This is a genomic window from Pseudomonas sp. GB2N2, from assembly GCF_054897705.1.
On the sequence record NZ_CM142701.1, the window covers coordinates 1,944,922 to 1,957,999 of the forward strand.

The window sequence follows — 13,078 nt, forward strand, 5'->3', positions numbered from 1 at the left end:
CACCTCCTGACTTGCACGTTATAGTTGAACCAGTTGAACCAGTTGAACCAGTTGAACCAGTTGAACCAGTTGAACCAGTTGAACCAGTTGAACCAGTTGAACCAGTTGAACCAATCGATTGAACGGGACGGGGCCATGCGACAGATCATCAGCAAAGAGCCATGGTGGGCCATGCCACCGCAACCGGGTCAGGATGAGTCAGAGCTGGAATGGGGCTGGCTGGTTCACTATAGCGAAGGTGAGCCGCGTTTCGAATTCGTCAGGCAGCGACCGACGGAAAACGAAATCCGCAATCGCAAGAGCTGCAGGATCACTCCGGCCGCCGAGTGATCCTGTCGGGCATTCAGGACTGAATGAGGATATTGAAGCCGCCAAAGATCATCCGCTGACCGTCGAACGGCATCGGGTTGACGTCCTGCTGCATGCGCGGGTCGCCCATCATTTTCTGCATGCCGGCATCGCGGGTGGTTTTGTCCGGCCAGATGATCCAAGAAAACACCACCGTTTCGTCGTCCTTGAGTTTTACCGCCAACGGGAACGAGGTCAGTTTGCCGTCGGGCACGTCGTCACCCCAGCATTCGACAATGCTCTGGGCGCCATTCTCTTTGAAAATCAGCGCGGCGGTTTCCGCGTGCTTCTTGAATTTTTCGCGATTGGCGGTGGGCACCGCCGCGACAAAGCCATCAACGTAAGACATGGTCATTCTCCTGCCGGGGGTAGAGGGTCGAACCGCTGGTTAGTCGGTTGCGGCGCACGCCAATCGACAGCGCCGCCGCCCGAACTGACCGACGGTCCGTCGGCACTCTTCGCCAGATTGCCTTCGATCTGCCCGGCCATGTATAACGTGCCGGCCATCACGCCGCTGGTCGGATTCTGCACCAGTTTGGTCCAGGCCTTGTCGAACGTGTTGCCCAGACTGCTGCGGATAAGCGCTTCGCTGTCCGGCCGGTCGCTGGCCTGAAGCAACGCGCGAATCCCCGCAACGCCCACGGTGATCAATCCCCCGGCCAGTTTGCCCGCCACTGCCGCCACCGCACTGGCGGCACCGCGCGGGGCCATTTCGGCCTCCATCCGCTGGCTGGCGCGCTTGGCCACCGGGGCCATGGCGGTGTCGGTGGAATCAACCCCCTTGCTGCCGCCGGCCTTGTGGATCTTGTCGATCAGCGCGGCGTAGGCCGGCAGCGTATTCAGCGGCTGGGTGTGCACCACTTGATACAGCGACGCATCCCGGGCCGGCGGCGGGCCGAGGGCGATGGCGGGGATTTTCTGCAGGCGGCCATTCAGCTGGGCCATGGGCACGCCGTGGCGCTGGGAGATTTTCTGCAGCTCTTCCTGAAGGATGTCGATGTAGAACGCCGTGGCGAGGCCGAGGATCTGCTCCGGGTCAATTTCGACCGCGACCGGGGCCAGCACGCGCTTCTGGTATTGCTCCAGCAGATACTCCGCCAGGCGTTTCGCCGAGGCTTCCTGCTCGCCTTGGGCGCTGAGGGAATACCAGCTGACTTTCATCGACAACCATTCCTGAGTCCAATAGCTGCTGAACCAGGGTATGAAATTCTCTTCGGTCAGTTGATAGACCCGGGTTCGCCAGTAATCCATGGCGCCGCGCGAATAGATTTTTGCCTGCTCGGTAGCGGATTGGGAGGCGGCGACAATGTCCCGGTCGACTTGCTGCCAGGTCATTTGGGAAATGATCACCGGCGGCGCTGGCGCCGGCGCACGCGCGGGCATGGCGCATCCTGCCAGCACCAGCAGCACGGCGATGATCGGCGCACGCAGGTTCAAGGTCGCGGTGTCCTAAACATTGGGGTTGAAGGCGATCTGGTTTGAGTATAGGCGGCGAGATTAAAGGCGTTGCCGAGGGCCTCATCGCGAGCAGGCTCACTCTCACATTGGAATGCGGTCACCTGTGGGAGTGAGCCTGCTCGCGATGAGGCCCTGAAGAACACCGAAAAACCCGACCATCATTCACATCGATATTCACCATCGCCGCGAATGCCTTCCGCTAAAAAACCGTCAGCGTAGGATCAACCTCAATCCACCACGAAACCTCGCATCGGAGGGAACAATCATGTTGATTCATCTGCTGACCTGCTTGGCCCTGACAGCCCTCACGCTGAGCTTTTTTTCGTGGTACGTCCTGACCGAGGAGCGCACATCATGATTCACCACGTCACCCTGTCCGTGAGCTTTCCGGTATTCGGCACCAACTACTACGCGCAGCAGGTTGTTTCGCGCAAAGTGCTGGCGCTGGTGTTCGACAAGAACTTCGAATCCCTGCTGATGCCCGCCGCCGCCAACCATTTCAGCAACGAAGTGGTCGGTCTCAACGATCAGTTCCGCTTTTTGAATGATGTGCTGGCCGAGCACCTGCTGGATGCCGAAATGGCCCAACATAGTTCCCGATCCCGTTCATTTACCTTCTAAAACCCGTCGTACCGCAAAAGTTGCGAGCAGCGCGTTCGCGGCCTATGGTCCTAGCGATGCATTGCTGGCGACTGGCGTGCGAAAACGCGTGGCCGGTTGCTGTCCTTCCCGTGCGAATGATCGCAAAGAGGTGACAACATGCCGAACGACTCCCGCCCTGCCGTGCTTGAACTGATCGGCAATACGCCGTTGGTCCGCGTCAGCCGTTTTGATACGGGCCCGTGCACCCTGTTTCTCAAGCTCGAATCTCAGAACCCCGGAGGCTCGATCAAGGACCGCATCGGCCTGGCGATGATCGACGCCGCCGAGCGCGACGGCCGACTCAAGCCCGGCGGTACCATCGTCGAAGCCACCGCGGGCAACACCGGGCTTGGCCTGGCGCTGGTCGGTCGCGCCAAGGGTTATCGGGTGGTGCTGGTGGTGCCCGACAAGATGTCCACCGAGAAAGTCTTGCACCTCAAGGCCATGGGCGCCGAGGTGCACATCACCCGCTCCGACGTCGGCAAGGGCCATCCCGATTATTACCAGGACGTGGCGGCACGGTTGGCGCAGGAGATTCCCGAGGCGTTTTTCGCCGACCAGTTCAATAACCCCGCCAACCCGCTCGCCCATGAATGCAGCACCGCGCCGGAGATCTGGGCGCAGACTCAGCACGACCTCGACGCGATTGTCGTTGGCGTCGGTTCCGCCGGCACGCTGACCGGGTTGACCCGGTTCTTCAAACGCGTGCAGCCCAACCTGACCATGGTGCTGGCCGATCCGGTCGGCTCGGTGATGGCCGAGTACAGCCGCAGCGGCACCATGACCACCCCCGGCTCCTGGGCGGTGGAAGGCATTGGCGAAGACTTCATTCCGTCGATTGCCGACCTCTCCAGCGTCGGCCACGCCTATTCGATCAGCGACGAGGAAAGCTTCGATCACGCCCGCCAGCTGTTGCGCGCCGAAGGCATTCTCGGCGGTTCTTCGACCGGCACCTTGCTGGCCGCCGCGTTGCGCTACTGCCGCGAGCAAACCGAACCGAAGCGCGTGGTCAGCTTTGTCTGCGACACCGGCACCCGCTATTTGTCGAAGGTGTATAACGACCAGTGGATGAACGATCAGGGCCTGCTCGCGCGCAAACCTTATGGCGATCTGCGCGACGTGATCGCACGGCGCTTCGAGGATGGCCGGGTGATCAGCGTCGCCCCGGATGACACGTTATTAACTGCGTTCCAGCGCATGCGCCTGGCCGACGTCTCGCAGTTGCCGGTGCTGGAAAACGGCCAGCACCTGGTCGGCGTGATCGACGAATCCGACATTCTGCTGGGCATGGCCGAAGACGCTACACACTTCCGCTTGACCGTGGCCAGCGCAATGACCGACAAAGTGGAAACCCTGCCGGCCAGCGCCAGTCTGGCGACGTTGCAGGCAGAGCTCGATCGCGGGCTGGTGGCGATCATCGCCGACGCGTCGGGCTTTCACGGCCTGATTACCCGCGTCGACCTGCTCAACCATTTACGGAGAACCCTCGCATGAGTCAACACGATGAACACGCTGCCCCTCGCGCCTTCGCCACGCGGGTGATCCACGCCGGGCAGTCGCCGGACCCGACCACCGGGGCGCTGATGCCGCCGATTTATGCCAACTCCACCTACTTGCAGCAAAGCCCCGGCGTGCACAAAGGCTTCGATTACGGGCGTTCGCACAACCCGACGCGCTTTGCCCTGGAACGTTGCGTCGCCGACCTTGAAAGCGGCACCCAGGCCTTCGCGTTCGCCTCCGGGCTGGCGGCGATTTCCACCGTGCTGGAGCTGCTCGACGCCGGCTCGCACATCGTCTCTGGCAACGACCTGTACGGTGGCACGTTTCGCCTGTTCGACAAGGTGCGCAAACGCAGCGCCGGGCATCGTTTCAGCTTCGTCGACCTGACCGACCTCGCGGGTTTCGAAGCGTCGCTGCAGCCCGACACCAAGATGGTCTGGGTCGAGACGCCGAGCAATCCGCTGCTGAGCCTGACCGACCTCGCCGCCGTCGCGCGCCTGTGCCGTGACCGGGGCATCATCTGCGTGGCCGACAACACCTTCGCCAGCCCATGGATCCAGCGCCCGCTGGAGCTGGGTTTCGACATCGTCCTGCACTCGACCACCAAATACCTCAACGGCCATTCCGACGTGATCGGCGGCATCGCCGTGGTCGGGCAGAATCCGGAACTGGCTGAACGTCTGGGTTTCCTGCAGAACTCGGTAGGCGCCATCGCCGGGCCGTTCGACGCCTTCCTGACGCTGCGCGGCGTAAAAACCCTGGCGCTGCGCATGGAACGCCACTGCAGCAACGCGCTGGACCTGGCGCAATGGCTGGAGCGCCAGCCGCAAGTGGCACGCGTTTACTACCCGGGCCTGCCGTCACACCCGCAGCATGAACTGGCGCAACGGCAGATGCGCGGTTTCGGCGGGATGATCTCAATCGATCTGAAGACCGACCTGGCGGGCGCCACGCGCTTCCTCGAAAACGTCAGCATCTTCGCCCTCGCTGAAAGTCTGGGCGGCGTGGAAAGCCTGATCGAGCATCCGGCGATCATGACCCACGCGACCATCCCCGCAGACACCCGGGCACAGCTTGGGATTGGCGATGGTTTGGTACGGTTGTCCGTGGGGGTTGAAGATGTCGAGGATCTGCGCGCAGACCTCGCGCAGGCGCTGGCGCGGATATGAGCAAGCAGCCACGACACCAAACCTGTGGGAGCCGGCTTGCCGGCGATAGCGGTGGGTCAGCCAACATCAATGCTGATTGATCCGCCGCCATCGCTGGCAAGCCAGCTCCCACAGGGTACGCGGTCGGTAGGTTGAACGCGTTTCGTACTGGGATTTACTCGCCGGACTTGATGCTGGTCCAGACGCGCGTACGCACCCGCTCAAGTTTTTGCGGAAGCGGCTGTACCACATACAGCGTTTTCAACGCTTCGCTGGTTGGCGTCAGGTTCGGGTTACCGGTGATGTCTTTGTTGATCAGCGCCAGCGAGTCCTTGTTGGCGTTCGGATAACCGAGGAAATCGCTGATCGGGGCAATGACTTTCGGGTCCAGCAAGGTGTTGAGAAATTCGTGGGCTTCCTCGACGTTCTTCGCGCTTTTCGGGATGGCGAAGGTATCAAACCAGATCGGTGCGCCTTCCTTCGGCAGACGCCAGTCAACCACCACGCCGTTGCCCGCCTCTTTGGCACGATTGCCGAACTGATAGAAGCTGCCGGAGTAGCCGATAGCGACGCAGATATCGCCGTTGGCGATGTCGGTCATGTACTTGGCGGAGTTGAAATAGGTGACGTAAGGACGAATCTTCAACATCAACGCCTTGGCTTTGTCGTAGTCTTCCGGCTTCTGGCTGTTCGGGTCCAGGCCCAGATAGTGCAGCGCCAGCGGAAGGATTTCCGAAGGTGAGTCGAGCATGGCGACGCCACAGGATTTGAGCTTTGCCATGTTCTCCGGTTTGAACACCAGGTCCCAACTGTCCACCGGCGCATTCTCGCCCAGCGCAGCCTTGACCTTGGCCGGGTTGAAGCCGATCAGCACGGTGCCATACATGTAAGGCACGCCGTACTGGTTACCCGGATCGTTCTTGTCCAGCAACGCGAGCAGCGCCGGGTCCTGATGCTTCCAGTTGGGCAGCTTGGATTTGTCCAGTTTCTGGAACACGCCGGCCTTGATCTGGGTTTCGATGAACTGGTTCGACGGCACTACCAGGTCGTAGCCCGAGTTGCCGGTCAGCAACTTGGCTTCCAGGGATTCGTTAGTGTCGAAGGTGTCCCAGGTCACTTTGATTTTGGTCTTGTCGGCGAAGTCCTTGGGCACGGCTGGCAGGATATAGTCCGCCCAGTTGTACACGCGCAGTTCGCGCTGTTCGGCGTGTACCGCGCTGGCCAGCAGCGTCAGCCCACAAACGGTGACGCCCAGTATGCGTTTCATCGTGACCATGAATGAATTCCCCAAGTGTGTCGCGTTGGTTTTTATGTGCTGTACACGGCAGGTCTTGAAATTTGCCAAGGGCAAGGAAAGCTTGATTCTAGTTGTGGAGTTCCTTCGATTCTTGCTGAGGGGCTGATGGGTTCATAGTGCGAGGTCGGCCAAAAGGGGATTGAAATGGCCAATATCAGTGTCCCGGTTGATCCGGTTGCATCCCGCCATAAAAACATCCGCAATAAAAAGCCCGCACTGGGCGGGCTTGTGGGAGTTGAGTAGGTGGCCGGTGCTGGTCTCCGGCTTACAAGGTTTATCAGGACTCTCACAGAACAGTTTTGTGCTCTTCTGCTTCACACGGCATAAGGGCTGGATCTCAGCGCGGAGATCTTTCTAACCGTGTACCCTTCGGAACGCGCCCCACGTGTCCTTGCCATCCGCTTGCGCATCAGTCTGCGTCTTCACCTACACATTCAAGCGTAGTCCACCGTCCTCGACACGGCTGGGGGTTTTTAGATCGATTTCGTCCTCCGCCACGCCCGGCAAAAAGCAAACAACCTAACCGCTGCGCCGCATACCTGCGCAATCTGGCAACAGTGTATGTCCGGCACCCGGCTATTTGCGCAAGTCACAAACCCCTAGCATTGATTTCACCCAGCGAGCAAACCCAGTAAGCAGCAACTAACTCGCGAGGTACCCCCAAAACTCAATGCAAAGGTGAACCTCATGAAAACATTAAAAATCGCCCTGTTTTTTGCGCTTGCCGGTGCAGCCGCCCAGGTATTTTCGGCTGAAAGTTCGACCAACACCTCGGCCACTCAGATCCCGGTTGAAACGCCAGGGCAATCGCTTCTGGCGCACGCTGCACCTCGCCGGTTTTACTCCGGAGCAGGTTCGCCCGGAAAACGACCGGACGCTTTTGCACTATCAATGTGGTTTGACCGCCGTGGTGGATCGGCCCACGGCGCGAGCGGATCAGCTCTCGGCCGATGAATTCGCGGCCGCCGCTACAACGTTTGAACAGAAAATCGCCCGCCATATGCCGCGTTTTGTGGCGTTTCTAGGCAAAGCGGCGTATTGCGCGTTTTCCGGGCAGCGAGATGTCGCGTGGGGGCTTCAGCCGAAGACGTTCGGCCATGCAACCGTCTGGGTCCTGCCCAATCCCAGCGGACGAAATCTCGCGTTCTCGCCGGATCAACTGGTCGTCGCCTATCGCGAACTGAGGCTGGCCGCCATCGATCACCTGAATGCACCGGCATAAGCAGCCCGTCGGACCCATTGCGATACAGTCGTTGGCTACGCTTTCAGAACAACAAAAACAGGAGTTGTACATGTCGGAACTGAAACTGCACCCCAACGCCGCAGCGTCCCTGAGCCAATGGCACGACATGATCCGCCAGGGCGACCTGCAAGCCCTGCCCGCCTTGCTGGACCCCCAAGCGGTGTTCCGCTCGCCGATGGCGCACACGCCGTACCCCGGTGCGAAAGTGGTCACGATGATTCTGAGCACGGTGTTCAACGTATTTGAAGACTTTACCTATCACCGGGAGTTGGCGACGGCGGACGGGCTGAATGTCGTCCTCGAATTCAGCGCCAAGGTGAAGGGGAAAGAGCTCAAGGGCATCGACATGATCCGGTTTGACGAGCAGGGCAAGATCGTCGAGTTCGAGGTGATGGTGCGGCCGTTGAGTGGCTTGCAGGCGCTGGGCGAGGAAATGGGGCACAGGTTGGGTGCTTATCTGGCGGCAAGCAAGGCGTGCTAACCGCAGGAGCCTGCTTGCTGGCGATGGCGTCCGCAAGATGGCCATCGCCGGCAAGCCGGGCTCCCACAGGTTTTGTGCGAACCCAAAACCCCGAGATCCCCGCGAACCGCAGGAGCCAGGCTTGCCGGCGATGGTGTCAACTCGATTTCAAGGCCTACAACGTCCGCTGCCCATTACCGATCGCCTTGGCTTGCTCGACCCCCCACTCCATGGCCGCCTCCATGTCGAGAAAATGCAGCGCCGGGTGGTCGTTCTCCTCAATGGCCGTGTCATCAGGTCGATAGACCCCGATAAACATGCCCAATGAACCGTCCCGCAGGATCTCGGCTTTCACCCTGATGCTGCATCCGTTTGAAAGTGTTTCCGTATGAACCAAATGGCGCTCGGTCATTATTGCGTTCCTCCGGGTGTTGAAGTCGGTCAACGCGCGTCCCTGTTTTCAACTCAAAAAATACGCTGAAACCCGCGATTCACAGCGTACAAGACAGCGGCGCAATGCCACCTATACTACAAGCCACCGCCCCCCTTGGGGTCTGCACTTTCAACAATAAAAAGCAGAGGTGGAATATGGTCTGGCAGCAAATCTACGATCCGTTCGGCAACCCGGTCATTTCAACCATCATGGCCGCAGTGCCGGTCGTGGTCATGCTGGCCGCCCTGGCGTTTTTCCACATTAAAGCCCACCTGGCGGCATTACTCGCCCTCGCCTCGGCGCTGGTCATCGCGATTTTCGCCTTCGGCATGCCGGCGAACATGGCGGGCTCGGCCGCGCTATACGGCGCTGCCAACGGTTTGCTGCCGATTGGCTGGATTGTGCTCAACATCATTTTCCTGCACCGACTGACCACCGAGAACGGCTCGTTCAAAGTGCTGCAAGACTCACTGGCACGGATCACCGACGACCGTCGCCTGCAATTGTTGTTGATCGCCTTCTGCTTCGGCGCCTTTTTCGAAGGGGCGGCCGGGTTCGGCACACCGGTGGCGGTGACCGGGGCGATTCTGATCGGGCTGGGCTTCTCGCCGCTGGCCGCGTCGGGTCTGGCGTTGATCGCCAACACCGCGCCTGTGGCGTTTGGCGCCCTGGGTACGCCGATCATTACCTTGGCCAAGGTCACTGGCCTGGATGAAATGGAATTGTCGATGATGGTCGGCCGGCAATTGCCGTTCTTTTCCGTGTTGGTGCCGTTCTGGCTGATCTGGGCGTTCGCCGGCTGGCGCAAGATGCTGGAAATCTGGCCGGCCATTTTGGTCGCCGGCGTCAGCTTCGCCGTGCCGCAGTTCATCGTTTCCAACTATCACGGGCCAATGCTGGTGGACGTGATCGCCGCGTTGATCTCCATGGCGTGCCTGACCCTGTTCCTCAAGGTGTGGAAACCGGCGACCGTGCACACTTCCGCAGCGCTGTCCGGGCGTGTCGACAACTCCAAAATCGACGCCGAACACGAAGAAAAATCCGAGCCCAGCGCGTCCTTTGCCAGTGATGCGAAGCCTGCGGTGATGCGCGCGTGGATGCCATGGATCATCCTCACCGTGTTCGTGTTCGCCTGGGGCACCCAAGGCTTCAAGAACATGTTCGATACTCGCCCGGCGATTGATCCGGTCACCCACTCCGCCAAACTCGACCCGCAAGGCAAACCGCTGCGCGAAGCCAATCCGATTTTCTCGCCGGCCCTGACCTTCACCACCCTGCACCAGCAGGTCGAGAAGGTGCCGCCCGTAGTGCCGGCGCCGAAAACCGAGGATGCGATCTACAAGTTCACCTGGTTCACCGCCACCGGCAGCGGAATTCTGTTGTCAGCCATTCTCGGCGGCCTGCTGATGGGCTACTCGATCCCGCAACTGGCGCGCCAGTACCTGCGAACGCTGTGGGTGGTGCGCTACTCGCTGATCACCATCGCGGCGATGCTTGCCTTGGGCTACCTCACGCGCTACTCGGGTCTGGATGCGACCATGGGCCTGGCCTTCGCCGCGACGGGGATTTTCTACCCGATGTTCGGCACCTTGCTCGGCTGGCTTGGCGTGGCACTGACCGGCTCGGACACGGCGTCCAACGTGCTGTTCGGCGGCCTGCAACGCGTGACCGCCGAGCAACTGGGCCTGAGCCCGGTGTTGATGGCCGCGGCCAACAGTTCCGGTGGGGTCATGGGCAAGATGGTCGATGCGCAGTCGATCGTCGTGGCCTCGACCGCGACGCGCTGGTATGGGCATGAAGGGGAAATCCTGCGTTACGTGTTCTTTCACTCGATCATTCTGGCGATTCTGGTCGGCGGGTTGGTGACGCTGCAGGCGTATGTGGCGCCGTTTAGTCATATGGTGGTTGGAGGTCATTAAGTCGCCGTCAATCTTCTGGGGGACGCGCTGTCTGGGCATACACTTACGGAGTATCGTAAACCGACCATGAACATCCTCTACGATGAACGCGTCGACGGTGTGCTGCCCGACGTCGACAAGGCCGCTCTGTTGCAAGCCCTGCAAACCCGTCTGCCGGCGCTGCAAGTGCTGCATCAACAGGAAGAACTCAAGCCCTACGAATGCGACGGCCTTTCGGCCTATCGCACCACCCCCCTGCTGGTGGTGCTGCCGCGTCATCTCGACGAAGTTCAGGGCGTGCTCAAGCTCTGTCATGAAATGCGCGTTCCAGTGGTCGCCCGGGGGGCTGGGACCGGTTTGTCGGGCGGTGCATTGCCACTGGAAAAAGGCGTGTTGCTGGTCATGGCGCGCTTCAACAACATCCTGCACATCGACCCCGCCGCCCGTACCGCTCGGGTCCAGCCCGGCGTGCGTAATCTGGCAATTTCCCAGGCAGCGGCGCCTTTTGGCTTGTACTACGCGCCTGACCCTTCTTCGCAAATCGCCTGCTCCATCGGCGGTAATGTCGCCGAAAATGCCGGCGGCGTGCATTGCCTGAAATACGGCCTGACCGTGCACAATCTGCTCAGGATCGACATCCTGACCGTCGACGGCGAACACCTGACCCTCGGCTCCGACGCCCTCGACTCGCCCGGTTTCGACTTGCTGGCGCTGTTCACCGGTTCCGAAGGCATGCTCGGGGTGATCACCGAGGTCACGGTCAAACTCCTGCCCAAACCGCAAACCGCCAAAGTGCTGCTGGCGGCGTTCGACTCCGTTGAAAAGGCCGGTCGCGCCGTCGGCGACATCATCGCCGCCGGCATTATTCCTGGCGGTCTGGAAATGATGGACAACCTGGCAATTCGCGCCGCCGAAGATTTCATCCACGCCGGTTATCCGGTGGACGCCGACGCCATCCTGCTGTGTGAGCTCGACGGCGTCGAAGCCGATGTCCACGACGACTGCGACCGCGTGCGCCAGGTGCTGCAACAGGCCGGTGCCACCGAAGTGCGCCAGGCCCGGGACGAAGCGGAACGCGTGCGTTTCTGGGCCGGGCGCAAGAATGCCTTCCCGGCGGTGGGGCGCCTGTCGCCGGATTATTACTGCATGGACGGCACCATCCCGCGTCGCGAATTGCCCGGGGTGTTGCGCGCCATCGCCGCACTGTCCGCCGAATACGACCTGCGCGTGGCCAATGTTTTTCACGCCGGCGACGGCAATATGCACCCTCTGATTCTGTTCGACGCCAATCAACCGGGCGAGCTCGACCGCGCCGAAGCCCTGGGCGGCAGGATCCTCGAATTGTGCGTGAAAGTCGGCGGCAGCATCACCGGTGAGCACGGCGTGGGTCGCGAGAAAATCAATCAGATGTGCGCGCAGTTCAATAGCGATGAGCTGACGCTGTTTCATGCGGTGAAAGCCGCCTTCGATCCGAGCGGCCTGCTCAACCCCGGCAAGAACATTCCGACCCTCCACCGCTGCGCCGAGTTTGGTGCGTTGCACGTACACATGGGCCAGTTGCCCTTCCCTGACCTGGAGCGTTTCTGATGCGCAGTGAACGGGATGTCGATGACAGCGGCGCGCTGCTGGCGCAGGTCAACCAGGCGCTGGAGAGCACCACGCCGCTGCGCATTCAGGGCGCCAACAGCAAGGCCTTCCTGGGGCGCATTGTTGCCGGGGAAGTGCTCGACACCCGCAGCCACCGTGGCATCGTCAGCTATGACCCGACCGAACTGGTGATCACCGTCCGATGCGGCACGCCACTGGCCGAGCTGGCGCAAATTCTGGACGAAGCTCAGCAGATGCTGCCCTGTGAACCGCCCTCCTTCGCTGACGACGCCACGGTCGGCGGAATGATCGCCTCCGGGCTCTCGGGGCCACGGCGCCCCTGGTCCGGCTCGGTGCGCGACTTCGTCCTCGGCACGCGGGTTATTACCGGTCACGGCAAGCATTTGCGCTTCGGTGGCGAGGTGATGAAAAACGTTGCCGGCTATGACCTTTCGCGACTGATGGCCGGCAGCTTCGGTTGCCTTGGCGTGATCACCGAAGTCTCGCTCAAGGTCCTGCCCAAACCCCGACAAGCCTTGAGCATCAGCCTGGAAATGGACAGCGACCGCGCCTTGCTGCGCCTCGCGGAATGGGGCCAGCAACCGCTGCCGATCAGCGCCGCATGCCACGACGGCCAACGGTTGCATCTGCGCCTTGAAGGTGGCGAAGGCTCGGTGGCGGCGGCCCACGACCGTTTGGGTGGCGAACACCTGGACCCGGCTTACTGGGCGGACCTCAACGAACATCATCTGAGTTTCTTTGACGAGGACCAACCGCTTTGGCGCGTGTCGGTGCCGAACAACACGCCCCGGCTGTCCCTGCCCGGTCGGCAACTGCTCGACTGGGGCGGCGCCCAGCGCTGGCTCAAGTCTGACGCCGAAGCGGCGTTCATTCGCAAAGTCGTCGCAGAGGTCGGCGGCCACGTGACCTGCTACAGCCATGGCCTGATCGACAGCCCGTTCCAGCCGTTGCCGGCCGCGTTGATGCGCTACCACCGCAATCTCAAGCAACAACTCGACCCACGGGGCATTTTCAACCCCGCACGCCTCTACGCGGAGCTGTGA

At 61.1% G+C, this 13,078-nt stretch carries 13 protein-coding genes; 9 read left to right on the top strand and 4 right to left on the bottom strand.

From position 1 onward, the window contains the following. Positions 1–135: 135 nt before the first annotated feature. Entirely contained in the window at positions 136–330 is a 195-nt protein-coding gene (locus tag ACYZT4_RS08785) for a hypothetical protein (protein ID WP_461988609.1), read from the top strand. Between the two features lie 13 nt (positions 331–343). On the opposite strand, the gene ACYZT4_RS08790 is transcribed toward ACYZT4_RS08785, so the two are convergent. Beyond that, the gene (locus ACYZT4_RS08790; protein ID WP_461986997.1) at positions 344–697 is read right to left on the bottom strand and encodes a DUF1428 domain-containing protein; all 354 of its coding nucleotides are present in this window, start codon (positions 695–697) and stop codon (positions 344–346) included. 2 nt (positions 698–699) lie between these two features. Further along, positions 700–1,785, bottom strand: coding sequence for a hypothetical protein (locus ACYZT4_RS08795; RefSeq protein WP_461986998.1), 1,086 nt, complete (start codon positions 1,783–1,785; stop codon positions 700–702). 375 nt (positions 1,786–2,160) lie between these two features. Here ACYZT4_RS08795 and ACYZT4_RS08800 point away from each other — a divergent pair, with 375 nt between their 5' ends. The 3 genes from ACYZT4_RS08800 to ACYZT4_RS08810 all read left to right on the top strand — a co-directional run bounded on the left by ACYZT4_RS08800 (position 2,161) and on the right by ACYZT4_RS08810 (position 5,117). After that, positions 2,161–2,427: a hypothetical protein gene (locus ACYZT4_RS08800; protein WP_461986999.1), complete on the top strand. Its 267-nt coding sequence runs from the start codon at positions 2,161–2,163 to the stop codon at positions 2,425–2,427. Positions 2,428–2,565: 138 nt separating this feature from the next. Beyond that, a complete protein-coding gene (locus ACYZT4_RS08805; RefSeq protein WP_461987001.1) occupies positions 2,566–3,942 on the top strand; it encodes a pyridoxal-phosphate dependent enzyme in 1,377 nt (458 codons plus the stop codon). Next, positions 3,939–5,117 (top strand): cystathionine gamma-synthase, encoded by a 1,179-nt coding sequence (locus ACYZT4_RS08810; protein ID WP_461987003.1) that lies wholly within the window; start codon positions 3,939–3,941, stop codon positions 5,115–5,117. The genes ACYZT4_RS08805 and ACYZT4_RS08810 overlap by 4 nt, the downstream gene beginning before the upstream one ends. 154 nt (positions 5,118–5,271) lie before the next feature. Here ACYZT4_RS08810 and ACYZT4_RS08815 read toward each other — a convergent pair whose 3' ends face one another. Then, positions 5,272–6,372, bottom strand: coding sequence for a polyamine ABC transporter substrate-binding protein (locus ACYZT4_RS08815; RefSeq protein WP_461987005.1), 1,101 nt, complete (start codon positions 6,370–6,372; stop codon positions 5,272–5,274). 811 nt (positions 6,373–7,183) lie between these two features. On the opposite strand from ACYZT4_RS08815, the gene ACYZT4_RS08820 reads away from it, so the two are divergent. Continuing rightward, a complete protein-coding gene (locus ACYZT4_RS08820) occupies positions 7,184–7,615 on the top strand; it encodes a mismatch-specific DNA-glycosylase (RefSeq protein WP_461987007.1) in 432 nt (143 codons plus the stop codon). Positions 7,616–7,685: 70 nt separating this feature from the next. Continuing rightward, entirely contained in the window at positions 7,686–8,117 is a 432-nt protein-coding gene (locus ACYZT4_RS08825; protein ID WP_461987009.1) for a nuclear transport factor 2 family protein, read from the top strand. Between the two features lie 154 nt (positions 8,118–8,271). Here the strand turns inward: ACYZT4_RS08825 and ACYZT4_RS08830 are convergent, their stop codons facing one another. Next, a complete protein-coding gene (locus tag ACYZT4_RS08830) occupies positions 8,272–8,508 on the bottom strand; it encodes a hypothetical protein (RefSeq protein ID WP_461987011.1) in 237 nt (78 codons plus the stop codon). Between the two features lie 176 nt (positions 8,509–8,684). On the opposite strand from ACYZT4_RS08830, the gene ACYZT4_RS08835 reads away from it, so the two are divergent. The 3 genes from ACYZT4_RS08835 to glcE all read left to right on the top strand — a co-directional run bounded on the left by ACYZT4_RS08835 (position 8,685) and on the right by glcE (position 13,078). After that, positions 8,685–10,448, top strand: a complete 1,764-nt coding sequence (locus ACYZT4_RS08835) for an L-lactate permease (RefSeq protein ID WP_461987012.1) — start codon at positions 8,685–8,687, stop codon at positions 10,446–10,448. Between the two features lie 66 nt (positions 10,449–10,514). Then, the gene (glcD, locus tag ACYZT4_RS08840; protein WP_461987013.1) at positions 10,515–12,014 is read left to right on the top strand and encodes a glycolate oxidase subunit GlcD; all 1,500 of its coding nucleotides are present in this window, start codon (positions 10,515–10,517) and stop codon (positions 12,012–12,014) included. After that, complete coding sequence (gene glcE / locus ACYZT4_RS08845) at positions 12,014–13,078, top strand: glycolate oxidase subunit GlcE (protein WP_461987015.1); 1,065 nt, start codon at positions 12,014–12,016, stop codon at positions 13,076–13,078. Before glcD ends, glcE begins: the two co-directional genes overlap by 1 nt.